Genomic DNA, 20,727 nt, shown 5'->3' on the forward strand with positions numbered 1-20,727 from the left:
GACTGTAGTCCGTCACAGTCTGGCTGCGAACGCGTGAGTCTCACTGGCACCTGCCCAACGCCTCGCCGCTATGTGCCGGCCCTTGCCATGCTCTCGGCAAGCCATCTGTCCACCACCGTTGGGACAAGCTCGGTCGCCTTGCCTCGAAGGAACGCGTATCCGTATGGCGGCTTTGTGACGCCGAATCCGACCAGGACCTTGTCGGCCCTGCCACGTGCAGCCTTCACCAGAGCGGCGACCGGGAAGACCGAAAGTGATGTTCCGACCACGAGCACACGACCCGCGCTCGCGACGTGGCGTTTTGCCTCCCTCAGAAATTCGACCTCTTCTCCAAACCAGACCACATCTGGCCGTAGTTGCGTTCCATCTTCGCAAAGTTGCCCCATCGAAATGGGTGCACCGCCAATTTTGTAGCGTCTTCGCGCTGCAGAGGTTCCGCGCGCGTACGCAATTTGCCCATGGACATGGATGACGTTGCTGGAGCCTGCTCGCTCATGCAGTTCATCGACATTCTGGGTGATGACGATGACTTCGTAGCTAGCCTCCAGGGCGGCAATCGCGTGATGCGCGGCGTTCGGTGCCGCCTCCCAGGCCTGCCGGCGGCGCTCGTCGTAGAAGTCGAGCACCACTTCGGGTCGATGCTCCCAGCCCTGCGGGCTCGATACTTCCTCCCATGAATACGAGTTCCAGATACCTGCCGAGTCGCGAAAGGTTGGTAGGCCGCTCTCGGCGCTGACTCCAGAGCCCGAAAGCACGACAACCTTGTTCGATTGAACTTCTAGTTTCATCCAGCGCTCACGACTTTCGCGGACAGCGGTTGGTAAGGAATGCAGGTCGCAGGCCTGATCTACGTCATTGTGGCGACTGGGTGCGTCTGGTCGCTCTCAGCTGTCATTTTCAATCAGCAGCCTTCGACAACTTTTTTTTGCACCATGGTCCGGACTCTCCGGACGCGCGAACCCAATCACGGGCAATGAACCGAATCGGGCGAGCTTCATCAATCCCCTGCACTGACTGAGCGCGGCAACTTCGGCTCAACGAATCCTGCACTGCTTCTGTTTGTGCACTCTGCCGCACCCTCGTGGAAGTGGACGCACATCTTGTCCGTTCCATCGTTGATGAATTTGATAACAGCCTTGGGGCCAGTCGTTGACTCGCTATAGGGAACTGCGCAGCCGAGCAGTGCCACGGTTGCAGCACACACTACGCCTGCTGCGCCCGGTACACCAACACCTTCAGCGACCGCTCGTCGGACACGTCGGGAAAGGTGCTTGGATTCGCCAGTCTCTCCACGAAATCCAGCTCCGGTGCCAGTTCACTCATTTGCTCCTGCAGGAATTTTGGCCCCAGTTCTGGGGCATTGAGGCACAGCAGGACAAAGCCATCGGGCTCCAGCAGGTCAGGCAGGCGCTTAATCAGGCGGGCGTAGTCCTTGGTCGCAACGAAACTACCCTTTTGATAGCTCGGTGGGTCAACGATGACCAGCCCGTAAGGGCCTCCGCGCGTGATTTTGCCCCACGAACTGAAAAGGTCATGGGGGAGGAAGCTCGCGCCGGCGAGCACGCCGTTGACGCGGTGGTTCTGTTGCCCCACGGCCAGAGCGCCCTTGCTCATGTCCAGGTTGGTGACGTGCCGGGCCCCTGCCTGCAATGCGACCACCGAAAACGCGCAGGTGTAGGCAAACAGGTTGAGCACTTTGACCCGCGACCGGGCGTCTGGACGCGCCTTCACAAACGCACGAACCCAGCGCCGTCCTTCGGCCATATCGAGAAAAAGCCCGTGGTTCTGGCCCCGGCCCACGTTGACGCGATAGCGAGCACCCTCCTCGGTGACCCAATGCGGGTCGGGCACCGAACCGCCCATGAGTTGTGTGCTGCTCTGGCCTTCATGCCGGCACTGAAACACCCAGTGCAGCGTTTCACCCGGCGCCAACTGTGACCAGCGACGCTCCAAGGCGGCGCCAATTGCAGCCAGTTCGCCGTCTGACACAGGCTTGAAGCTGGTCAACACCCAAACCGGCGGGAAAAAGTCCAGCGACAAGTGAGCGCACTCGGGATGAAGCCCACCGCGGCCGTGGAAGATGCGCTGCGCATCCACCGGTGCGGACATTGAAGCGATTGCGTCGAACAGGGGCTGCATAGGCATAGGCTCCCATTCTGACCTGATATCGCGGGGGTCCTGGCCAAGACTTCACTGGACGAACTGGGACCGCCAAGCCTCGAAAGAGGCCGGAAGCACCAGAAGCATGCGGACAACGAGCACACCTGCTCCGGCGACGAAATCCAACCAGCCGATTTCATCGCGAACGAGTTGAGGGCGAGCCTTGCCGCCAGCCATCCTTCAACCAGCCAACGTCGACTGCGCATAGGCAAACGCCTCACTTCCTTCGAGCCGCAGGGCATTCCGACCCAGTGGAACTTACCGAAAAGCCGCTTCTGGCGAAGTACCGCCTGCAGTCGCCTTCTGACCAGATCGACCCCCCTTGGTGAAGCACGACGCCTGAACCGCATCCCACAGAAAGCAGAGCAACGTCCAAACGAGGTTTGCGCATATGCACATGCGCAATGGGCGCATGCAGCGGAGGCGAACTTTCCTAGCATTCAAGCACTGCATCGCGCCCCTTCAGTCGCCACTCCCATGTCCTCGTCGACCGACACTCTCGCCGCCTCCCCCACTTCCACACCGCAACTGGCTCCCGAAGCCTTCCGCATCACGCCCATCGACGCGGCGCTGGGCGCCGAAGTGACGGGTCTCGACGCCACCCGTCCGCTGAGTGCCGACCAGGTGCGCGCATTGAAGCGCGCGCTGCTCGAACGCCATGTGCTGGTCTTCAAGCGCCAACAGCTCGACGACGCGCAGTTCGAGCGGCTTGCCAGCTACTTCGGCAGCGTGTTCCGCCCGCCGGCCAACGTGCCCGTGCTGGGCTCGGACCCCTACGGCGGCAACACGCCCGACATCGTGCACGTGTCGAACCTCGCGGGCGGCGTGCTCGGCCACGACGAGCTGGCCGCCCATGCCGACCATCACTGGACGCCGGTGCCCTCGTCGGGCTCGCTGCTCTACGGCATCGAGGTGCCCTCCGAAGGCGGCGACACGACCTGGTTCAACCTGGCGGCCGCCTGGGACACGCTCGACGCGGGCACGCAGCGCGAGATCGCGGACCTCAAGCTCATCACCTACAACCCCTTCCTGCGCAAGCTCAAGCCGCTGACCACGGGGTTCCCGCTGTACCGCACGCCCGACATCGAGCCGCTCACGCCCTTCGAAGTGCACCCGCTGGTGCGCACCCACCCCGACAGCGGCCGCCGCATCCTGCACCTGGGCGAGAAGACCGAGGTCGAGATCGTGGGCGTGGAGCCGCAGTACGGCGCGGCACTCGTCGCACGGCTGCGCAGGCACCTGCTGCAGCCGCGCTTCGCCTATACGCACCGCTGGTCGGTGGGCGACATCGTTTACTGGGACAACCAGGCCACGCTGCACGCGCGCAGCGCCTTCGACAACGGCGAGCGCCGGCTGCTCAAGCGCATCAGCCTCTCGGGCAGCCGCCCCTTCTGAAACAACGCCGCACCCACGTGCGCGCCGGCCGGCAACAACGGCCTGCGCGCGGCACCCATGGCCTTTCGCCGCCCTATCCTGCTGAACGCGTTCGACATGAACACGGTCGGCCACATTTCCCACGGCCTGTGGCGGCATCCGCGCGACCGCTCCACTGAGTACAAACGTCTGCCCTACTGGCTGGACCTGGCGCGCACGCTGGAGCGCGGCCTGTTCGACGGCCTGTTCCTCGCTGATGTCACGGGCGTGTACGACGTGTGGGGCGGCAACGCCGACGCGGCCCTGCGCGATGCGATACAGCTGCCGATCAACGACCCCGCGGTGCTGGTCGGCGCCATGGCGAGCGTCACGCGGCACCTGGGCTTCGGCATCACGGCCACCATCTCGGCCGAGCAGCCGCATGCGTTCGCGCGGCGCATGTCCACACTAGACCATCTGAGCGAAGGCCGCGTCGGCTGGAACATCGTCACCGGCTTTCTCGACAGCTCGGCGCGCGCTGGGGGCGACACGGCCACCGCGGGCCACGACCAGCGCTACGACCGCGCCGACGAATTCATGCAACTGGTCTACCAGCTCTGGGAATCGAGCTGGGACGACGACGCGGTGATCGCCGACCGCGCGCGCGGCATCTACACCGACCCCGCGAAGGTGCGCCCGATCCGCCACGAAGGCACCTACTACCGGCTCGACGCGGTGCACCCCTGCGAGCCGTCGCCGCAGCGCACGCCCCTGCTGTTCCAGGCCGGTGCCTCCGCGCGCGGCACCGCGTTCGCGGCCCGCCATGCCGAAGTGGTGTTCGTGCCCAACCAGGGCCTGCAGGCGAGCGCCGCCGTGGTGCGCAAGCTGAAGGCCGCGATGGCCGATGCGGGTCGCGATCCCTCGAGCGCGCGCTTCGTCACCACCTTGCAAGTGGTGGCCGGCAGCACCGAAAGCGAGGCCCGCGGACGCTACGACGACTACCGCCGCCATGCCCGTCCCGAGGCCGGCCTCGTGCAGTTCTCCAGCGCCATCGGCGCCGACCTGTCGCGCCACGGCCTGGACGACCCGGTGACCGGCGGCAGTGCCGACGCCATCCAGAGCGCGGTCGCCTCGCTGCGGCGCCAGGGCGCCGCGCCCACGGTGCGCCAGTTGCTCGCGCAGATGCCGCTCGGCGGGCGCCACACGCCCGTGGTCGGCACGCCCGCGCAGATCGCCGACGAGATCGAAGCCTGGGTCGACGAGGCGGGCGTCGATGGCTTCAACCTCGTGCGCACCGTCAGTCCCGAAGGCCTGGAGCACTTCGTCGATCTCGTGGTGCCGGAGTTGCAGCGCCGCGGCCTGCACAAACGCGCCTATGCCGAAGGCAGCTGGCGCGAAAAGATCTTCGGGCGCGCGAGCGTGCGCCCGCCCGCCGTTCAGTCGGCCAGACAGTTCACCAACCGCCCATGACCGCCCACTTGATCAGAACCGACGCCGAAGCCCTGACCGTGGCCCGAGCGCTGGCCGCCGAGTTCGCGCCGACCGCCTCCGGGCGCGACCGCGAGCGCCGGCTGCCGCATGCCGAGGTCGATCGCTTCTCGGCCAGCGGCCTGTGGGGCATCACGGTGCCGCGCGCCTTCGGTGGCGCGGCGGTGTCGCACGTCACCCTGGCGGAGGTCATCGCGCTGATCTCCGAGGCCGACCCCGCGCTCGGCCAGATTCCGCAGAACCATCATTGCCTGGTCGATGCGGTGCGGCTCATCGGCAGCCCCGCGCAGCAGGACTTCTTCTTTCGCGAAGCATTGGAGGGCAAGCGCTTCGGCAATGCGGTCTCGGAAAGCGGCACGCCCAATGCCAAGGTGGTCACCGCGCGCCTGAGCCGAAGCCCCGAAGGCCTGCGCCTGAACGGCCGCAAGTTCTACTGCACCGGCGCGCTGTTCGCGCACTGGGTGCCGGTGGCGGCCAAGGACGAGGAAGACCGCCAGGTGCTGGTGTACGTGCGGCGCAATGCCCCCGGCCTGGAAGTGATCGATGACTGGAGCGGCTTCGGCCAGCGCACCACCGCCAGCGGCACCGTGACGGCCGAGCATGTGGCCGTCGAGCCGCTGCAGGTGTTGCCGCGCGCGCAGTTGTTCGACCCGCCGACCATCCACGGTCCCTTTGCACAGATCCTGCACGCGGCCATCGACCTGGGCATCGGTCGCGCCGCCATGGCCGACCTGCGCACATGGGTGCGCGACCGTGCGCGGCCCTGGCCCGACAGCGGCGTGTCGCGGGCAGCGGACGATCCGCTCACGCTGGCGAAGCTCGGCGAGCTGGTCATCCAGCAGCATGCCGCCGAGGCGCTGGTAGAGCGCAGCGGCCGTTACCTCGACGAGGCCCGTGACCACAGCACGCCCGAGCGCGTGACGGAGGCATCCATTGCCGTGGCCGAGGCCAAGTTCGTCACGACCGAGTTCGCGTTGCGCGCGGCCACGACGCTGATCGAGCTGGGCGGCACGCAAGCCACGCTGGCCGAACACAACCTGGACCGCCACTGGCGCAATGCACGCACGCACACCGTGCACGACCCGGCGCGCTGGAAGCCGCATGCCGTCGGCAACCACTGGCTCAACGGTGCCACGCCTCAGCGTCACGCCTCGCTGTGACCGGCCCCCGCGCATTGCTCGATCACCCCGAACCAGTTCTTCAGAGAGAAAGTTTTCCCATGGACCGTCGCCGTTTCATTCAGCAGGGCAGTGCCATCGCCACCACCGGCCTCGGCCTGCCGCTTTCAGCGCTCGCGCAGTCGCGCAAGGAAACCGTGCGCGTGCTGGCCGAAGGCGCGCCCAACTCGCAGGACCCGCACGGCGAAGGCGTAAGCCGCGAATCGCTCGGCCTGTTCACCAACGTGTACGACCGGCTGATCAACTTCGACCGGGTGCAGGTATCGCCCGGAGTGTTCAAGTACGACTACGGGCGCTTTCGCGGCGAACTGGCCGAGAGCTTCGAGCAGTCGGCCGACGGCCGCACGCTGACCTTCAGGCTGCGCCGCGATGCCACTTTCCACGACGGCAAGCCTGTTACCGCCAGCGACGTCAAGTGGTCGCTCGACCGCGCCGTGTCGCTGCCCGCGAGCAAGCGGCAGCTGGCCACCGGCTCCCTCGAAAACCCCTCGCAGTTCAGCGTGGTGGATGCGCACACCTTCCGCATCACCCTGCCGCGCGCCGACCGCTACACGCTGCCCAACCTGGCGCTGTTCTTCGCGTCGGTGCTCAACGCCGAGCTCGCCCGTGCGCATGCCACCGCGGCCGATCCCTGGGCCGCCGAATGGGTGAAGGCCAATTCGGCCGGCGGCGGCGCCTACCGCGTGGAGAACCTCACGCCAGGCCAGCAGGTGATCTACGCGCGCTTTCACAACTGGAAGAGCGGTGCGTTGCCGCAGGTGCGCCGTGCGGTCTTCCAGGTCGTGCCCTCCGCCTCGAACCGCGTGGCCGCGCTGCTCAAGGGCGATGCCGACGTGGCGCTGCAGCTGCCGCCGAAGGACCTCGATGCGCTCACCGACACCACGCGCGCCAAGGTCGTCTCCGTGCCCGTGACCACGAGCTTTCGCTTCGTGGCGTTCAACACGCAGGCCAAGCCCTTCGACGACGTGCGCGTGCGCCAGGCCATCGCCTATGCACTGCCCTACACCTCGCTGCTGCGCGGCGCCAACCTGGGGCGCGGTGAGCCGCTGTACGGCGCCAGGTCGGCCAAGCCCACCGGCAGCCGCTTTCCTCAACCCTACCCGTACGAGACGCAGCTGCTGCGCGCACGCGAGCTGCTCGCGCAGGCCGGGCTGGCGAAGGGCTTCAAGACCAGCTTCAGCTACAACGTGGGCGACGCCACGCTGGCCGAGCCCGCCGCGCTGCTGATCCAGGAAGCGCTGGGCAAGATCGGCATCGAGCTGTCCATCGAGAAGGTGCCCGGCGCGCAATGGGGCACGCTGCAGACCGAGAAAAAACTGCCCTTCTTCATCGACAGCTCGTCCGCCTGGTTCAACGACCCCGACTACTTCTTCCGCATCTTCTTCCAGGGCGACTGGCGCTGGAACTTCGGCTCGTTCAAGAACGACGAGCTCGCCAAGCTGGTCGACCAGGCGCGCTGGGAAACCGACCGCGCCAAATATGACCGCGCCATCCAGCGTGCCATCGAGATCGCCTTCGAGCAGGTGCCGCTCGTGCCGTTGTGGCTGCCCTCGTTCGAAGCCGCGCTGCAGCCGGACCTGCAGGGCTTTACCTACTACATCCACGGGCAGGTGGACTTCCGGCCCCTGACACGCGCGTGAGCACGGGCACCCCCCTCGGCCTCGCGGGCCGCGTCGCCGCCCGGATGCTGGCCGCGCTGCCGGTGCTGGCGGGCGCGGTCGTCTTCACCTTCCTGCTGACGCACGTGCTGCCGGGCGACCCGGCCGCGTTCCTCGCCTCCGGGCCGAGCGCGGGGCCGGAGGAAATCGCGCAGATCCGGGCGCGCATGGGGCTGGACCAGCCGCTGCCGGTCCAACTGTGGCACTACCTCGCGGCGCTCGCGCAGGGCGACTGGGGGCAGTCGCACACCACGGGGCAGCCCGTGTGGACCGACCTGCGCCAGCGCCTGCCCGCCACGCTCGAGCTGACCTTCGTCGCCTTCACGCTCACGCTGGCGGTGGCGCTGCCACTGGGTGCAGCCGCGGCGCTTCGGCCGCGCTCGATCTGGGACCGCGCCTGCACGCTGCTCACGGTCGGCGGCAGCTGCATGCCGACCTTCGTCATCGCGCTGCTGCTGGTGTATGTCTTCTACTTCCTGCTGGGGTGGGCGCCGGAGCCCACCGGGCGCATCGACGCCATGCTCGCGCCGCCGCCCGCAGTCACCGGCTTCCTGCTGGTGGATTCCTTGCTGGCCGGCCGCGCAGACGCCTTTGCCTCGGCCGCCGGCCGGCTGCTGCTGCCGGCGGTGGCCATGGCGCTCTTCTCGCTCGCGCCGCTGGCGCGGCTCATGCGCGCGTCGCTGCTCGGCGTGCTGCGCAGCGACCCGGTGCGCACGGCGCGCGCGCTCGGGCTGCCGCGCCGCGCGGTGCTGGCGAGCGCGCTGCACCTGGCGCTGCTGCCGGTGGTCACGGGCGCGGGCATGGTGTTTTCTTACATGCTCAGCGCCAACGTGGTGATCGAGAAAGTGTTCGCCTGGCCCGGCATCGGCAGCTATGCGCTCGATGCGCTGCTGGCCTCCGACCACGCGCCGCTGCAGGGCTTCGTGCTGCTGGTGGCGCTGCTGTTCGTGGGTGTGAACCTGGGCGTCGACCTGCTGCATGGCCGGATCGATCCGCGCGCGGGGAGCCAGGCATGACGGCGCGCCGCCCCCGCATCGGCGCAGGCGCCGCCACGGGCCTGCTGCTGCTGGCGCTGTTTCTCGCCGCCGCGCTGCTCGGCCCGGCGCTGGCGCCCTTCGATCCGCTAGCCACCGACGTACTGAATCGCCTGCAGCCGCCCGGGGCCGCGCACTGGTTCGGCACCGACGCGCTGGGCCGCGACCTGCTCTCGCGCGTGCTCGTTGCCACCCGGCTCGACCTGGGCATGGCGGCCGGCGCGGTGGTGCTTTCCCTGCTGCTGGGCAGCGCGCTGGGCGCCTGGTGCGGTTTCGTCGGCGGGCGCATCGACCGCTGGATCGGCCGGCTGGTCGACGTGCTGATGGCGTTCCCGCTGTTCGTGGTTGCCATGGCGCTGGTCGCGGCATGGGGCAACAGCGTCGCCAACATCGTCTACGCCACGGCGCTGATCAACCTGCCCTTCTACATCCGGCTGGCACGCAGCGAAGTGGGCGTGCGGCGCAACGCAGGCTATGTGCTGGCCGCGCGCCTGGGCGGCGCGACCGCGCCGCGCCTGCTCTTCGGCGTGCTGCTGCCGCACGTGCTGCCGATGCTGGCGGTGCAGGGGTCGATCAACCTGGGCTGGGCATTGCTCAATGGCGCCGGACTGTCCTTCATCGGGCTGGGCGTGCGGCCGCCGACGGCGGAATGGGGCGTGCTCGTGAGCGAGGGGGCGCCCTACATCATCACCGGCCAATGGTGGCTCGCCTTCTTCCCGGGACTGGCGCTGTTCGCGGCCGTGGGCTGCTTCACGCTGCTGGGCGATGCGCTGCGCGACCTGCTCGATCCGCGCGGCGCCGCGGAGGCAGCCCAGGCATGAGCACGCCGCTGATGGAGGCCGAGAGCCTGAGCCTGCGCTTTCAAACGCCCTCGGGCCTGGTGAACGTGCTCGACAACGTCAGCTTCACCCTGCACACCGGTGAAACGCTGGGACTGGTCGGCGAGAGCGGCTCGGGCAAGTCGGTCACCGCGCTCGCGCTGGCCGGCCTGCTCGATGCGCGCGCGCAGATGCGGGCGCGGCGGCTGCGTTTCCAGGGCCGTGACCTGCTGGACGGCCAGGGCGCGCCCAACGCCGCCGCATGGCAGGGGCTGCGCGGGCGCCGCATCGGCTTCGTGTTCCAGAGCCCGCGGCGCGCGCTGCATCCGCTGCGCACCGTGGGCGACCAGCTGCAGCAGGTGCTGCGGGTACACCGGGGCCTGACGGCCGGCGCGGCGCGCCTGGAAGCGCTCGCGTGGATCGAGCGCGTGGGCCTGAGCGAGCCGGGCCGCCGCTTCAAGGCCCATGCGCACGAACTCTCCGGCGGCCAGTGCCAGCGCGTGATGATCGCGCTGGCACTGGCCGGCGAGCCCGAGCTGCTGATCGCGGACGAGCCCACCACCGGCCTGGACGTGAGCACGCAGGCCCGCGTGCTCGACCTTGTCGCCGGGCTCGCGCGCGAGCAGCACCTGGCCACGCTGCTGATCACCCACGACCTGGCGCTGGCAGCCCAGCGTTGCGCGCGCATCGCGGTCATGCACGCGGGGCAGTTGGTGGAGACGCTGCCCTGCGCCGGGCTGCGCGACGGCGCGGCGCACCCGTACACGCGGCAGCTGCTGCGCGCCACGCCGCAATCGGCCGCCACGCTCGACGCGCTGCGCAGCGTGGACGGCACCGTGCCCGATCTCACGCGCACCGACCTGCCCGCCTGCCGCTTCGCCGAACGGTGCGACAAAGCCGACGCACGCTGCCGCTCGCAAGCCCCGCCCAAAACGCGCTTCGGCACACAGCACGCGCTGTCGTGCTGGCACCCGGTGCAAGTCATTCATCCATCGCTCCCCATCGCCGCATGACCGCTTCCCACACGCCCCCTGACACCGACCATGGCTTTGCCGGCCTCTGGCACGCACGCTACGGTGAAGGCATCGCGCCTTCGGCGCCGGCCACGCCCAACCCCGTACTGCAGAGCCTGCTCGCGCACCGCTCGGTGCGCGCCTTCGATCCCGCGCCGCTCGACGAAGGCACGCTCGAGTGGTTGATCGCCGCGGCGCAGTCGGCGCCCAGTTCGTCGAACCTGCAGACCTGGAGCGTGGTCGCCGTGCAGGACCCCGCGCGCAAGGCGCGCCTGGCCGAGCTCGCGGGCGGCCAGGACCACGTGCGCGATGCACCGCTGGTGCTGGTGTGGCTTGCCGACCTTGCGCGGCTGCGCGGCCTGGCGCAGCAGGCGCAGGTGCCGGTCGAGGGCGCGGACTACCTCGACTCCTCGCTCATGGGCGTCATCGATGCGGTGCTGGCCGCGCAGAACGCCGTCGTCGCCGCGCAGTCGCTCGGTCTGGGCACGGTGTACCTGGGCGCCATCCGGAATCAGCCGGAACGGGTCGCGGAAGAACTGGGGCTGCCGCCCGGCGTCTTCGCGGTGGTCGGCCTGTGCGTCGGCCGGCCCGACGCGGCCCGCCCCGCGGCGATCAAGCCGCGCCTGCCGCAAGCCGCCGTGCTGTCGCGCGAGCGCTACGCGCGGCCCGAGGCACAGCGGCATGTGCAGCGCTACGACGCCACCATGCAGTCGTTCTATGCCGCGCAAGGCATGCCCGTTGCGCGCTGGAGCGAGCATTCGTTGGCCCGCCTGCGCGGACCCGAACAGCTGCGCGGCCGCCACCGGCTGGTGGAGGCGCTGCAGGCGCAGCACATCGGGCTGCGCTGAACGCATCGCCATGGCCGAGCTGCCTTTGCTGCAAGTCCAGGACCTGGTGGCGCGCCACGCGCTGGCGGGCGTGCCCGCCTTCGGCGGCCTCGTGAAGCGAAAGCGCTGGCTGCAGGCGGTCGACGGGGTGAGCTTCACGCTCGCGCGCGGCGAGGCACTGGGCCTGGTCGGTGAATCGGGCTGCGGCAAGTCGACGCTGGTGTCGCTGCTGGCGCGGCTGAGTGACCCGGTGTCGGGGCGCATCGTGTTCGACGGCACCGACCTGGCAGGCCACCCGGCGGCGAGCGCCGCGCGGGCACCGTGGCGCCGCCGCGTGCAGATGGTGTTCCAGGACCCGCACGACAGCCTGGATCCCCGCGGCACCGCCTTCGATGCGATCGCCGCTCCGATCCGCGGCCTGATGGGCCTGGATGCCGGCGCGGTGCGCTCCCGCGTGCTCGAGATGGCGCAACGCGTTCAGCTGGGTCCCGACCTGCTGCAGCGCCGCCCGCACGAACTCTCCGGCGGACAGGCCGCACGCGTGGGCATCGCGCGCGCGCTGGGGCCGGGGCCGGAACTGCTGATCCTCGACGAACCCACGGCCGCGCTCGATGTGTCGGTGCAGGCCGGCGTGCTGGCCCTGCTCGACCGGCTGCGGCGCGAACTGGGCCTGGCCATCGTGTTCGTCTCGCATGACCTGGGCGTGGTGCGGCTGCTGTGCGAGCGCGTGCTGGTGATGCGCGAGGGCCGCATCGTCGACCAGGGCCCGGCGGGCGAACTGCTCGACCGGCCCGCCCATGCCTACACGGCGGCGCTGGTGGCCGCCATCCCGCGCTTTCCGGACCGGCCTTCGGCATTTTTCCCCTAATGCGAGCTTTGCCTAAGCAACAGCCAAAGCCTTCTTTGGCAAGCGCGCGGGCCGCGCGTAGCCTGCGGCGTTCCTTTCCCCACCCAAGGAACCGCAGATGAACGATCGTTTGAACCGCGTGCACGCTTCGCGCTCCGCCGCCGTCAAGGCCGGCCTCGACCATCCCGTGATCGATACGGATGTCCACGTCAACGACTTCGCTCCCGTGCTGGAGGACTACGTGGCGCAGTACGGCGGCAACAAGCTCGTCGATGCGCTGCGCAAGGCGCTGGGCGGCCGCTTCGTCACGCGCAACGGCGGCGGCAAGGACTGGTACCAGCAAAGCGCCGAAGAGCGCCAGTTCCACCGCACGCTGCGCGCGCCCTGGTGGGCCCGCGTGACGCGCAACACCTACGACCTGGCCACCTACACGCTGCCCGCGCTGCTGCACGAGCGACTGGGCGAGCAGGGCTCGGACTATTCGATCCTCTTTCCCAACGACGTGCTCTCGCCCGCCGCGGCCGGCAGCGAGTACCGCCAGCCGCTGCACCGCGCCATCAACCATTTCCACGCCGACCAGTACCGCCCCTATGCCGACCGGCTGACGCCGGTGGCGGGCATTCCGCTGCATACGCCGCAGGAGGGCATCGAGGAGCTGGAGTTCGCGGTGAAAACGCTGGGGCTGAAAGTGATCAACATCGCCGGCGGCGTGCGCCGTCCGATCCGCGCCATCGCCGACAAGTACCCGGCCGCGGAGCACCCCGACATCGCCAAGCAGGTCGGCTACATCGACTTCTACGGCATCGACAGCGAGCACGACTACGACCCCTTCTGGGCCAAGGTGGTGGAACTCGGCGTGCCGGTGACCACGCACTACGGCAGCCAGGGCTGGACCGGCCGGCAGTCGATCAGCAACTACATGAACAACCACATCGGCCACTTCGCCGACGGTTCGCAGGCCTTTGCCAAGGCACTGTTCTTCGGCGGTGTGACGCGCCGCTTCCCGGGCCTGCGCGTGGGCCTGCTGGAAGGCGGCGCCGACTGGGGATCGCATGTGTACACGCACCTGGTGGACCGCTGGGAAAAGCGCAACAGGCATGCAGTGCGCAACTACGACCCGGCCGAGGCCGACATCGAGCTGCTGGCCTCGCTCTTCGAGCGCTACGGCGGCGACTTCGTCAAGGGCCGCACGCTCGACAAGCGTACGCTGCTGCGCGACAGCCTGGGCATCTCGGCGTTGCCGCACAGCCGCGAGCCGAACGAATCGGAGATCGACGACTTCGCACTGGCCGGGATCGAGAAAGTGGAAGACATCCGCGACCGCTGGGTGAACAACTTCTACTTCGGTTCCGAAGCCGACGACCGCACGGTGGCTGCGGCCTTCAACGACAAGGTCAACCCGCTGGGCGTGAAGATCAACGCGATCTGGTCGTCCGACGTGGGCCACTGGGACGTGCCTGAATTCACCGAGCCGCTGGCCGAGACCTGGGACCTGGTGCAGCAAGGCGTGATCTCTGCGGCGGACTTCAAGTCGTTCGTGTTCGGCAATCCGCACCGCTTCTACACCGAGGCCAACCCGCGCTTCTTCGAAGGCACGGAGGTGGGCCGCAAGCTCGCGCTGAAGGAAGCCAAATGAAATCAGGCATGAAGTACCTGCGTTACTTGCGCCTGTGGGCTGCCGCATTGGGTCTGGCCCTGGCCGCGTCGGCCCATGCGGCGCCGGACACCATCCGCATCGGCGTGGCCTCCGCCGGCGGCGGCGATCCGCTCACCTTCGGCGGCTCCCCCGGCGGTGTGGCTCGGACCAACAGCTGGCTGGAAGAGGAGTTCAAGTCCTCGGGAATCAAGATCGAATGGCTGTTCTTCAAGGGCGCGGGGCCCGCGGTGAACGAGGCGCTGTCGAACAAGCAGATCGACTTCGCCTACCAGGGCGACCTGCCGCAGATCGTCGGGCGCTCCAACGGGCTGAAGACCAAGCTGCTGATGGTCAGCGGTGCGCGCAACAACCTCTACCTGGTGGCGCCACCCAAGTCGGACATCCAGTCGGTCAAGGACCTGAAGGGCCGCAACGTGTCGATCTTCCGCGGCACCAACGGGCATCTGGTCGCCATCAACGTGCTGGCCGAAAGCGGCCTGACGGAGCGCGACATCAAGGGCGTGAACCTGGACGCGGGCAGCGCGCAGGCCGCGCTGGTGTCCAACGGCGTGGATGCGGCCTTCGGCGGCTACGAGTGGTTCAAGGTGCGCGATTCCGGCCTGGCCAAGGTGGTGTATTCCACGCAGGGCAAGGACCCGGCCCTGACGCGCCAGGCCTCGCTGCTCGTGCGCAGCGAGTTCGAGCAGGCCAACCCCGCCGAAGTGCAGCGCGTGGTCGACGTGTTCGTGCGCGCGGCGCACTGGTCCTCCGAGGAGAAGAACCGCGACGAGCTGTTTCGCCTCTGGGCACGCAGCGGCACGCCGGTGGCCTCGTGGGCGGCCGAGTTCGACCAGCAGCCGCTGGCGATTCGCAACTCGCCGCTGGTCGACGACTTCATCGTCGCACGCTACAAGGCCGTGGTGGCCGATGCGCTCAAGCTCAAGCTGATTCGCCGCGAGGTGTCGATCGACGACTGGTTCGACACGCACTATCTGAAAGCAGCACTGAAGAAGCAGGGCCTGGAGAACTACTGGACCGCCTACGACGCCAAGGGGCAGCCGAAGGCGGGGCAATCGGTCGCGGCGCGATGAGCCCGTTGTTTCGTCCATGAGCGCCGAAGCCGAACTGAGGGCGGTCCTGCAGCGCCAGGACCCTGCCCCGACGCGCGCCCCGCTGCCCTGGCGCCGCATTGCGGCACGGGCGACAGACGCTGCCCTCCCCTGGCTGCTGCCCGTCGCGCTGGTGGCGCTGTGGTTCGCCGGCGCCGACCGGGGCTGGATCTCCGCGCAGGTGCTGCCGCCGCCGCAGTTCGTGTGGGACACGCTGCGCGACCTGGCCACCAGCGGCGACCTGTGGCTGCATGTGAGCACCAGTTTCACGCGCGTGGGCGTGGGCTTCATCGCCGGCACGCTGCTGGGGCTGGCGCTGGGTTCGGCCATGGGCCTGTCGCACCGCTTCGAGGCCTATGTGCTGCCGACCTTCAATGCGCTGGTGCAGATCCCGGTGCTGGCGTGGCTGCCGTTCGTGCTGCTGATCGTGGGCATCGGCGAGCCGCTCAAATACATTCTCATCGCCAAGGCCGCGCTGGTGCCGGTGGCGCTCAACACGCTGCAGGGTTTCCGCCAGACGCCGGTGGCGCTGCGCGAGGTCGGCCAGGTGTATGGCTACAGCCGCCGCCAGCAGGTGATGGAGATCGTGCTGCCGCACGCCGTGCCCACGCTCTTCACCGGCGTGCGGCTGGGTTTCACCAAGGCCTGGCTGTCGCTGGTGGTGGTCGAACTGGTGGCGTCGAGCGAAGGGCTGGGCTACCTCATCGTCTACGGCCGTCAGCTGTTCCAGCTCGACCTGGTGATGGCGGCGGTGATCGTGGTGGGCGCCATCGGCTATGCGATCGACCGGCTGCTCGATCGCCTTGAGACCGCGGCGAACCGCCGCCGCCCCGGAGGTGCGCGATGAGCGGCATCGCGAGGGATGCCGCCGAGCTGGCGGCCGTGCAACCGCTGCGCCCTGCCGAAGGCAGCCGCTGGCGCGGCCTCGTCTTGCCGGTGACGGCACTGGCGCTGTGGTGGCTGCTGTCATCGCTGGACATCGCCAACTCGGCGCTGCTGGTGTCGCCGGCCAAGGTGTTCGACACCGCGGCCGAGCAGGTGGCAAGCGGGCGGCTCTGGCGTGCGCTGAGCGCGAGCCTCGCGCGCGAAGCCACGGGCTTCACGATCGGCACCGCGTCGGGCCTGGTGCTGGGTGCGCTGCTGGGGTTGTCGCCGCTTTTCAACCGCATCGTGGGGCCCAGCTTCAACACCTTCAAGCAGATCTCGCTGTTCGCGTGGATTCCGCTCATCTCGGTGTGGTTCGGCCTGGGCGACGTGGCGAAGGTGGTGTTCCTGTCGCTGGCCGCGCTGGTGCCGGTGGTGGTGAACACCTGCGACGGCATCCGCACCGTGCCGCCCGGCCTGCTGGAAGTGGCGCGGGTCTACGGCTTCACGCGCTGGCAGACGGTCACGCAGGTGGTGCTGCCGGCCGCGTTGCCCGCCATCTTCACGGGCGTGTACCTCGCGCTCATCTATTCGTGGCTCGCGACCATCGGCGCCGAATACCTGCTGGTGTCCGGCAAGGGCATCGGCAACACACTGATCGAGGGCAGCGAGCATTTCCAGATGGACCTGGTGATCTTCGGCATGGTCGTGATCGGCACGGTCGGCTGGCTGATGAACGCCTCGGCCCGCGCGCTCGAACGCCGCCTGGCGCGCTGGACCGGCCGCGCAACCTGATGAACCCCTGAGACCCCATGAGCAATCTCCTGAAACCACGGACCTCCAACGAACTCGACATCCGCGGCCTGGGCAAGCGCTACACCCATGCGCAGGCCAAGGGCGGCGAGTTGCAGGTGCTCGAGGGCATCGACCTGCACGTGCCTGAAGGCCGCTTCGTGAGCATCGTGGGCGCGAGCGGCTGCGGCAAGTCGACGCTGCTGCGGCTCATCCTCGGGCTGGACACCCAGTACGAAGGGCAGATCCTGCTGGGCGGCCAGCCCATCTCGGGCACGGGGCGCGAGCGCGGCATCGTGTTTCAGGACCACCGGCTCTTCCCCTGGCTCACGGTGGCGCAGAACATCGCGGTGGGTTTGCGCAATGCGCCGTACACCACGCGCGAGAAGGCCGAGCTGGTGGCCGAGCACGTGGCGCTGGTGGGCCTCGAAGGCTTCGAGCGCTCCTGGCCGCACCAGATTTCCGGCGGCATGGCGCAGCGCGTGGCCATTGCGCGCGGGCTGGTGAACCGGCCACGCGTGTTGCTGCTGGACGAGCCCTTCGGCGCGCTCGACGCGCTCACCCGCTCGCGGCTGCAGAACGAGCTGCAGCGCATCTGGCAGAAGGAACGCATCACCATGCTGCTGGTAACGCACGACGTGGAAGAGGCCGTGTTCCTGGGCGACCGCGTGGTGGTGATGCAGCCTTCGCCCGGGCGCATCCGCCGCACCGTGAACATCGACCTGCCGCATCCGCGCAATCGCAGCGACCCTGAATTCATCCGCCTGCGCGACGACGTGCTGGGCGACTTCATCGACAGCGGCGTCGAGCCGCCGGCTACGCCAGCCTCGCCCAGGCCGCACGGCGACCTGCCCGTGCCGGGCCTGGCGCCCGGCCTGCAGCTGGCCTGGTGAACACGGGCTAGATCCACCCCCGGGTCACAGCCTTCAGCGTGGCAGCCGCGCGGGTCGTGCATTCCAGCTTCTGGAACAGCCGCTCCACATGCGTGCGCACCGTGCTCGGGCTGATGCCCAGCGCGCGCGCCACCTCCTTGGTGTTGTCGCCCCGTCCGATGCAGCGCAGGACCTCGAGTTCGCGCGGCGAGAGCGCTGGCTCGGCCTGTGGTGGCGCGGCGGCCTTCGAAGGCGTGCCGTGCAGTATGGATGCGCACAGCGCCGCGACCACCTCGGGATCGAAGCGGCCCGCGTCGGCATCGGCCTTCATCCGCTCGAGCGCCTGCGCCTCGCCGAGCCCGGCGCGCCACGGGCGGCGTGTGCTCAGCGAGACCCACTGCTCGGCGGCGGCGACGACCTGCCCTTCCAGCGGCATCGCCGCTCCGGAACGGCCGCGGAAGTGGCCGGAGCCGTCGCGCCGCTCGAAGGCGAAGGACGCGATCTCCGCCTCGGCCGCGAGGCCATCGATCTGCCCGGCGGCGCGCGAGGTCCAGTACGGCACGAGGCGCACGCGCTCGAGTGAGGCGGCAGGCAGCGGCTCGGGCGTGTTCCAGACGGTGTTGGGAACCGATGCGCGGCCGATGCCGTGGATCAACCCGGCCCTGTACGTCCGGCGGCAGGCCGCGGCGTCCAGTCCCAAATGCACGGCGCTGTCGCGCGCCAGCCGGGCCACCCGGCGCGAGTACCCCGTCATCCAGGCCAGCTTGAGGTCGATCACGTCGCCCACGAGTTCCAGCCCGATGGGCCGCGACATCGACGCAGGCTGATCTGTGGCCTGCATCCATGGCGCGACGGGCGCATCCAGGGCCGACGTCCAGGCGGCCGCGCAGGGAGCGCTCGCGTCGACCAGGAAGGCGGGATACAGGCTGTCCGCGCGTCCGCGGGCCAGCGCGAGCGCCTCCTCCACCCCGTACAGCCGGCCGAAAATCTCCAGGTCGCTCGCCAGCGCCACGATGCAGGTCGCGAGCGGCACCTGCCCGCCCTGCAGCACACCCGGGACGCCATTGCCGTCGTAGGCCTCGAACACCGCGCGCAGGGCCGCTTCGGTGTCCGCGCCCAGCCCGAGGGTTTGCGCAAGGTCGCCGGCGATCTCGCAATGAATCCGGGCCATGGCCAGCACCGCGTCGGGCAGTGGCGCATGGGGATTCGGCTGGCGCATGCGGGGCGCGCGCGACGCGAGCAGCAGGCGCCGGCCCTGCACATCGTCCTCCAGGAAGTCGGAGAACGCCTGGGCATTGGCCGTGCAGCCCGACCATCGCAGCAGCGCAACATGCCGCACGACCTCGACCTGCGGCGCGCCGCAACCGGCGCGCTCCGCGATCTGCTGGGCGAGCCAGGCCGTGCGCAATGAATGATCGGTCGGCTGGCCCATGCTCAGGTCGCCGATGAAGGCCAGCGCGCGAACGGCGTCGAAAACGGTGATGGTCGTGTCGTCGGACATGGCAGGAAGGTCGATGCGGCGGGATGCAGCATCGCACAGCCGGACGGCCGCCGGTGTCGGTCATCCGACGGATACCGGCCGCCGGCCCGCCCGGAAAGAATCGCCGCAGGCCTGCCGCCCGGCGGGCGCCAACCACTTTCCACACCGAACTTTCCGCGGCCTGCGCCGCCCTCCTCATGTCACACGTCACCACCACCGCCACCACGCCCAGAGCGATCTGGCTGCGCAACTACTACTTCGCCCGCGCCGCGTTCTCCTTCGCCTGGGTCGCCATCGCGCTGACCGCCGCCGGGCGATCCGGCGCGCTCGCCGCGCTGTTGCTGGTCGTTTATCCCGCCTGGGATGCGCTCGCGAACATGCTGGACGCCCGGATGACCGGGGGCACCGGCGCCAACCCCACGCAGAGACTCAACATCTGGATCAGTGCGCTGGTCACGCTCGCGGTCGCGGGCGCGCTGGTGTCGCGCTGGGAGGTCACGCTCGCGATCTTCGGGACCTGGGCCGTCGTGGCCGGAATCCTGCAGCTGGCCACGGCCATCCGCCGCCGCAAGGACAACCGCGGACAGTGGGTCATGATGCTGAGCGGGGCGCAGTCGGCGCTGGCCGGCGGCTTCTTCCTGTCGCGCCAGGGCACCGGGATGCCCACGCTGCAGACACTGGTGGGCTACGCAGCCATTGGCGCGACGTACTTCCTGCTGTCCGGGCTGATCGTCCTGCTGCGAAACCGACGCGAGACGAGCCGCGACAGCAGCGCTGCCGCTTGAGCGGGCGGCCGCCGCCAAGTCCTGCTTTTTACCGGGCGTAGAACCCCGGTGAGCTCGACAGCAGCACGGCGTCTGCCTTGCCGCCGCCCTTGATCAACGACCGCTCGCGTTCCACGGCCATTTGCAGCAGCGCCAGCGTGGCGATGCAGGTGAACACGGCAATCAAAAGCCAGAACTCTCCGCGCAGCGGGTGCGCGGTGGATTTGGGGTCTTGTTTCTTGGGCATCGTCTTCTCTCTCACGGCTCCTGTTGATGGCGCAGAGGATGCGGCGGGGCCGAGGCCGGCGCTGTCAGACGACGTTGAAACCAGTTGTAGCGGCGGGATGACGCGGCGCGAGGGCCAGGCCCTAAGCCTCCATGTCGGGATGCCCTCCGACATGAGGCGCCCGGCATGCCCGATACATTTTTCCGGCCGCCCATCCGCTGAAAAGACAGAGAGAAACTCCCGCCCATGACCGTCCTGGTTCCGCCCTTGCGTCCACGCCCAGCCCTCGCACGACGCCCCTCGATCGTCTCGCCGGCGGCGGCCACCGCTGCGACGTTCGAGCCCGAAGACCACCCCGGCGGCTGGCGTATCCATTACCGGCTCGCGCGCACCCGGGAGATGTTCTGCGGCGCCGCCGAGATCCACTGCCACGGCCAACCGCACTGCGAACTCCCGATCTTCGAGCCGCAGGCCAACGCACTCGCCTCCATCGACCTGCTGCGCGAGCAATGCCTGGCCTGGATCGCGGCGCGCGGGCAGGACACGGCGGGCGCCGGCCACCTCAGCGCGTGAGCCGCCGCGCCAGCGATTCGCCCACGAACTGCACC

The 20,727-nt window shown here is 69.0% G+C and carries 20 protein-coding genes; 16 read left to right on the plus strand and 4 right to left on the minus strand.

What is annotated here, in order from left to right:
* Window positions 1–68: 68 nt before the first annotated feature.
* Window positions 69–788: an SIR2 family NAD-dependent protein deacylase gene (locus L3V85_RS33090; RefSeq protein WP_237676793.1), complete on the minus strand. Its 720-nt coding sequence runs from the start codon at window positions 786–788 to the stop codon at window positions 69–71.
* A gap of 415 nt (window positions 789–1,203) precedes the next feature.
* Complete coding sequence (locus tag L3V85_RS33095) at window positions 1,204–2,139, minus strand: class I SAM-dependent methyltransferase (RefSeq protein WP_237676794.1); 936 nt, start codon at window positions 2,137–2,139, stop codon at window positions 1,204–1,206.
* Window positions 2,140–2,637: 498 nt separating this feature from the next.
* Between L3V85_RS33095 and L3V85_RS33100 the strand changes: the two genes are divergently transcribed.
* From L3V85_RS33100 to L3V85_RS33165, 14 genes are all read left to right on the plus strand, one after another.
* Entirely contained in the window at window positions 2,638–3,555 is a 918-nt protein-coding gene (locus tag L3V85_RS33100; protein WP_237676795.1) for a TauD/TfdA dioxygenase family protein, read from the plus strand.
* A 57-nt stretch (window positions 3,556–3,612) separates the two neighbouring features.
* On the plus strand, window positions 3,613–4,983 hold the full coding sequence (locus L3V85_RS33105; protein WP_237676796.1) for an LLM class flavin-dependent oxidoreductase: 1,371 nt from the start codon (window positions 3,613–3,615) through the stop codon (window positions 4,981–4,983).
* Complete coding sequence (locus tag L3V85_RS33110; protein WP_237676797.1) at window positions 4,980–6,161, plus strand: SfnB family sulfur acquisition oxidoreductase; 1,182 nt, start codon at window positions 4,980–4,982, stop codon at window positions 6,159–6,161. The genes L3V85_RS33105 and L3V85_RS33110 overlap by 4 nt, the downstream gene beginning before the upstream one ends.
* 59 nt (window positions 6,162–6,220) lie before the next feature.
* The gene (locus L3V85_RS33115) at window positions 6,221–7,819 is read left to right on the plus strand and encodes an ABC transporter substrate-binding protein (RefSeq protein WP_237676798.1); all 1,599 of its coding nucleotides are present in this window, start codon (window positions 6,221–6,223) and stop codon (window positions 7,817–7,819) included.
* Window positions 7,816–8,853 (plus strand): ABC transporter permease, encoded by a 1,038-nt coding sequence (locus L3V85_RS33120; protein ID WP_237676799.1) that lies wholly within the window; start codon window positions 7,816–7,818, stop codon window positions 8,851–8,853. Before L3V85_RS33115 ends, L3V85_RS33120 begins: the two co-directional genes overlap by 4 nt.
* On the plus strand, window positions 8,850–9,692 hold the full coding sequence (locus L3V85_RS33125; protein WP_237676800.1) for an ABC transporter permease: 843 nt from the start codon (window positions 8,850–8,852) through the stop codon (window positions 9,690–9,692). The genes L3V85_RS33120 and L3V85_RS33125 overlap by 4 nt, the downstream gene beginning before the upstream one ends.
* Complete coding sequence (locus L3V85_RS33130; protein ID WP_237676801.1) at window positions 9,689–10,702, plus strand: ABC transporter ATP-binding protein; 1,014 nt, start codon at window positions 9,689–9,691, stop codon at window positions 10,700–10,702. The genes L3V85_RS33125 and L3V85_RS33130 overlap by 4 nt, the downstream gene beginning before the upstream one ends.
* Window positions 10,699–11,550 carry an NADPH-dependent oxidoreductase gene (locus L3V85_RS33135; RefSeq protein WP_237676802.1) on the plus strand — a complete coding sequence of 284 codons (852 nt, stop codon included), beginning with the start codon at window positions 10,699–10,701 and terminating at the stop codon, window positions 11,548–11,550. Before L3V85_RS33130 ends, L3V85_RS33135 begins: the two co-directional genes overlap by 4 nt.
* 10 nt (window positions 11,551–11,560) lie before the next feature.
* Entirely contained in the window at window positions 11,561–12,397 is an 837-nt protein-coding gene (locus L3V85_RS33140) for an ATP-binding cassette domain-containing protein (RefSeq protein ID WP_237676803.1), read from the plus strand.
* Between the two features lie 97 nt (window positions 12,398–12,494).
* On the plus strand, window positions 12,495–14,012 hold the full coding sequence (locus tag L3V85_RS33145; RefSeq protein ID WP_237676804.1) for an amidohydrolase family protein: 1,518 nt from the start codon (window positions 12,495–12,497) through the stop codon (window positions 14,010–14,012).
* An 8-nt stretch (window positions 14,013–14,020) separates the two neighbouring features.
* On the plus strand, window positions 14,021–15,103 hold the full coding sequence (locus L3V85_RS33150) for an ABC transporter substrate-binding protein (protein WP_237680701.1): 1,083 nt from the start codon (window positions 14,021–14,023) through the stop codon (window positions 15,101–15,103).
* A 16-nt stretch (window positions 15,104–15,119) separates the two neighbouring features.
* Window positions 15,120–15,968, plus strand: a complete 849-nt coding sequence (locus L3V85_RS33155; RefSeq protein WP_237676805.1) for an ABC transporter permease — start codon at window positions 15,120–15,122, stop codon at window positions 15,966–15,968.
* Complete coding sequence (locus tag L3V85_RS33160; protein WP_237676806.1) at window positions 15,965–16,780, plus strand: ABC transporter permease; 816 nt, start codon at window positions 15,965–15,967, stop codon at window positions 16,778–16,780. The genes L3V85_RS33155 and L3V85_RS33160 overlap by 4 nt, the downstream gene beginning before the upstream one ends.
* Window positions 16,781–16,797: 17 nt before the next feature.
* Window positions 16,798–17,670 (plus strand): ABC transporter ATP-binding protein, encoded by an 873-nt coding sequence (locus tag L3V85_RS33165; RefSeq protein WP_237676807.1) that lies wholly within the window; start codon window positions 16,798–16,800, stop codon window positions 17,668–17,670.
* A gap of 7 nt (window positions 17,671–17,677) precedes the next feature.
* Here the strand turns inward: L3V85_RS33165 and L3V85_RS33170 are convergent, their stop codons facing one another.
* The gene (locus tag L3V85_RS33170) at window positions 17,678–19,150 is read right to left on the minus strand and encodes an HD domain-containing phosphohydrolase (RefSeq protein ID WP_237676808.1); all 1,473 of its coding nucleotides are present in this window, start codon (window positions 19,148–19,150) and stop codon (window positions 17,678–17,680) included.
* 176 nt (window positions 19,151–19,326) lie between these two features.
* Between L3V85_RS33170 and L3V85_RS33175 the strand changes: the two genes are divergently transcribed.
* Window positions 19,327–19,914, plus strand: coding sequence for a DUF308 domain-containing protein (locus L3V85_RS33175; protein WP_237676809.1), 588 nt, complete (start codon window positions 19,327–19,329; stop codon window positions 19,912–19,914).
* Between the two features lie 28 nt (window positions 19,915–19,942).
* Here the strand turns inward: L3V85_RS33175 and L3V85_RS33180 are convergent, their stop codons facing one another.
* The gene (locus L3V85_RS33180) at window positions 19,943–20,140 is read right to left on the minus strand and encodes a hypothetical protein (protein ID WP_237676810.1); all 198 of its coding nucleotides are present in this window, start codon (window positions 20,138–20,140) and stop codon (window positions 19,943–19,945) included.
* A 225-nt stretch (window positions 20,141–20,365) separates the two neighbouring features.
* On the opposite strand from L3V85_RS33180, the gene L3V85_RS33185 reads away from it, so the two are divergent.
* Window positions 20,366–20,692, plus strand: a complete 327-nt coding sequence (locus L3V85_RS33185; RefSeq protein ID WP_237676811.1) for a hypothetical protein — start codon at window positions 20,366–20,368, stop codon at window positions 20,690–20,692.
* Window positions 20,693–20,727 lie beyond the last annotated feature (35 nt).

This window comes from Variovorax paradoxus (assembly GCF_022009635.1).
In the GTDB taxonomy this organism is placed as follows: domain Bacteria; phylum Pseudomonadota; class Gammaproteobacteria; order Burkholderiales; family Burkholderiaceae_C; genus Variovorax.

Excerpts from the sequence above, each read along its gene's own strand:
- L3V85_RS33090 (WP_237676793.1), bottom strand. The coding sequence starts at position 788 with ATGAAACTAGAAGTTCAATCGAACAAGGTTGTCGTGCTTTCGGGCTCT.
- L3V85_RS33095 (WP_237676794.1), bottom strand. The coding sequence starts at position 2,139 with ATGCAGCCCCTGTTCGACGCAATCGCTTCAATGTCCGCACCGGTGGAT.
- L3V85_RS33100 (WP_237676795.1), top strand. The coding sequence starts at position 2,638 with ATGTCCTCGTCGACCGACACTCTCGCCGCCTCCCCCACTTCCACACCG.
- L3V85_RS33105 (WP_237676796.1), top strand. The coding sequence starts at position 3,613 with ATGGCCTTTCGCCGCCCTATCCTGCTGAACGCGTTCGACATGAACACG.
- L3V85_RS33110 (WP_237676797.1), top strand. The coding sequence starts at position 4,980 with ATGACCGCCCACTTGATCAGAACCGACGCCGAAGCCCTGACCGTGGCC.
- L3V85_RS33115 (WP_237676798.1), top strand. The coding sequence starts at position 6,221 with ATGGACCGTCGCCGTTTCATTCAGCAGGGCAGTGCCATCGCCACCACC.
- L3V85_RS33125 (WP_237676800.1), top strand. The coding sequence starts at position 8,850 with ATGACGGCGCGCCGCCCCCGCATCGGCGCAGGCGCCGCCACGGGCCTG.
- L3V85_RS33130 (WP_237676801.1), top strand. The coding sequence starts at position 9,689 with ATGAGCACGCCGCTGATGGAGGCCGAGAGCCTGAGCCTGCGCTTTCAA.
- L3V85_RS33135 (WP_237676802.1), top strand. The coding sequence starts at position 10,699 with ATGACCGCTTCCCACACGCCCCCTGACACCGACCATGGCTTTGCCGGC.
- L3V85_RS33140 (WP_237676803.1), top strand. The coding sequence starts at position 11,561 with ATGGCCGAGCTGCCTTTGCTGCAAGTCCAGGACCTGGTGGCGCGCCAC.
- L3V85_RS33145 (WP_237676804.1), top strand. The coding sequence starts at position 12,495 with ATGAACGATCGTTTGAACCGCGTGCACGCTTCGCGCTCCGCCGCCGTC.
- L3V85_RS33150 (WP_237680701.1), top strand. The coding sequence starts at position 14,021 with ATGAAGTACCTGCGTTACTTGCGCCTGTGGGCTGCCGCATTGGGTCTG.
- L3V85_RS33155 (WP_237676805.1), top strand. The coding sequence starts at position 15,120 with ATGAGCGCCGAAGCCGAACTGAGGGCGGTCCTGCAGCGCCAGGACCCT.
- L3V85_RS33160 (WP_237676806.1), top strand. The coding sequence starts at position 15,965 with ATGAGCGGCATCGCGAGGGATGCCGCCGAGCTGGCGGCCGTGCAACCG.
- L3V85_RS33165 (WP_237676807.1), top strand. The coding sequence starts at position 16,798 with ATGAGCAATCTCCTGAAACCACGGACCTCCAACGAACTCGACATCCGC.
- L3V85_RS33170 (WP_237676808.1), bottom strand. The coding sequence starts at position 19,150 with ATGTCCGACGACACGACCATCACCGTTTTCGACGCCGTTCGCGCGCTG.
- L3V85_RS33175 (WP_237676809.1), top strand. The coding sequence starts at position 19,327 with ATGTCACACGTCACCACCACCGCCACCACGCCCAGAGCGATCTGGCTG.
- L3V85_RS33180 (WP_237676810.1), bottom strand. The coding sequence starts at position 20,140 with ATGCCCAAGAAACAAGACCCCAAATCCACCGCGCACCCGCTGCGCGGA.
- L3V85_RS33185 (WP_237676811.1), top strand. The coding sequence starts at position 20,366 with ATGACCGTCCTGGTTCCGCCCTTGCGTCCACGCCCAGCCCTCGCACGA.